This window comes from Candidatus Frankia alpina (genome assembly GCF_902806485.1).
Classification (GTDB): domain Bacteria; phylum Actinomycetota; class Actinomycetes; order Frankiales; family Frankiaceae; genus Frankia; species Frankia alpina.
This window is the reverse complement of sequence record NZ_CADCWT010000448.1, coordinates 1-1650: the sequence shown is the minus strand read 5'-3', so window position 1 is coordinate 1650 and position 1650 is coordinate 1. Positions and strand designations below refer to the sequence as shown.

The following is a 1650-nucleotide window of genomic DNA, read 5'->3' as shown; positions in this document are numbered from 1 at the left end:
CAACACCACATTGATGTCACGCAAAGCGACAAAACGTTACCGGGAAAGGCTCACTCCAGGCTGGCGTACACGTCGGTTTCGAGCAGAACGTGCCGGGCGTGAGTCAGCGTGAGGTGACGCCACGGCTGGATCAGTACCTGGTCAGAGGACATTTGAAGTTCCTCCGCGGCGACCCCGGTAACAGCCTCGGTCAGCCCGCTCGGATAGTGATGCAGTTTGTCGGCAGGTGCCCTGATCCGATTCACCGTGCCGGGATCCGGCCCGATAGGGCTCTCGTTACGGCCGAGCCACAGCTCGGCCGTACGGTCGGTCCGGTCACCCATTCGGGTCAACCATTCCACCAGCTCCGTTTCTCCCCGGTCATCGACGCTAACCAGGGCAGGATGACGGGAAGTAGCCTGAACATGAACGTTGCACCACAACCACACCGGCCGACCAAACCGGCAGCCCCAGTAACCCGCCCAGCACTTGACTCCTCCGCTGGAACACACACCCGCCCACTTTACGATCTCCCCTATGGCGAGAGAGATCATTTCAGCGAGCGGGTGTTTCTTTATCCCCAGGTCGAAGCCCGATTTCACCCCGACGTCGCCGCCGACCACCGCCAGCACGCACCCGAGTACACCACCAAGACCCACTCCTCCACCGCCGACATGTTCCGCAAGATCCGCCGTGTCCTGATCATCGTCAAATACCAGGCCGTTCACCCCGGACAGCCGACACCGGCAGAACTCCACACCCTCCGGCCGAAGGATGTCATCCTCCGAGCGGAAGCCACCGCCTCTACTGAGGCCGACCCTGGGTTCATCCAAGCCCTCACGCAGGCCGCAGCGAAATTCCTGTGGGGGACGGCCCCAGCTCTTCCTTGGCACGATAGGCGGCCTGGCTTGGCCCATCGCTGTTGTACCTGACCTGGCCCTGTTTAAGTCCGGGTGGCCCTTCGGGGCAGTCTTCGTCATCTGGCCGGCAGCGGAGCATACCCGTGTGGCCGGTCAGTGCTCCGACCGGCCATCCGGCCGATCTCGGCCCGGCCACCGGCCGGCTACGAGGTATTGGATCTCCTGTCCAAGCGGGCGCCGCAGACCGGCCGCGCCACCGTCCTTCACGCCGAGGCACGGACGACGTCCGGCACGCTCGTCCCCACCGCCCGCAGAGCCGTCCCAGAGGATAAACATTCACGCCCTTTGGATCTTGACGTGTCTGTGGGCAGCGCGGAGTAAGCCCTGCCCGGCCGGTGTCCGGCCGGGGGTTGCGGCGATTCTGGCTGGTCAGGCTGGTGCTGGGGGGATCCAGGGGTTGCCGAGGAGAGCGCCGCGGATCGCGGTCAGGGCGTTCTGGCCGTTCTTGACCGCCGAGGCGACGTAGCTTCGCAGGGTGAGGCGGTCCTCGGTGACGTTCTCGGAGGTCAGCCTGCCGGAGATTTTCTGTTGTGTCTTGTGGGGCCTGAGGTCTCTTTCCGACTGGTTGTTCGTCGCCCAGGCGTCGAGGTCGAGGGTGAACCGCAGAACGGATGCCTCGTGGTCGCGCAGGAACTCCAGCAGCGCCCGCCCGGGCGCGCCCGGGCCGCTGTCGGCGGGCGGGGCCCGGGCTAGGCCGACCCCAGGGCAGCGCGAAGGTCACCTTCCGCGCTGACTGGTTACTCTAGGTTGC

The 1650-nt window shown here is 65.3% G+C and carries 1 protein-coding gene and 1 pseudogene; both read right to left on the bottom strand.

Features of this window, described 5'->3' with window-relative positions:
- Nucleotides 1-50 precede the first annotated feature (50 nt).
- Nucleotides 51-707 (bottom strand): hypothetical protein, encoded by a 657-nt coding sequence (locus tag G6R25_RS23825; protein ID WP_163554642.1) that lies wholly within the window; start codon nucleotides 705-707, stop codon nucleotides 51-53.
- A 561-nt stretch (nucleotides 708-1268) separates the two neighbouring features.
- Nucleotides 1269-1544, bottom strand: a pseudogene (locus G6R25_RS31090) (IS66 family transposase); the annotation flags it as partial.
- Nucleotides 1545-1650: the final 106 nt, after the last annotated feature.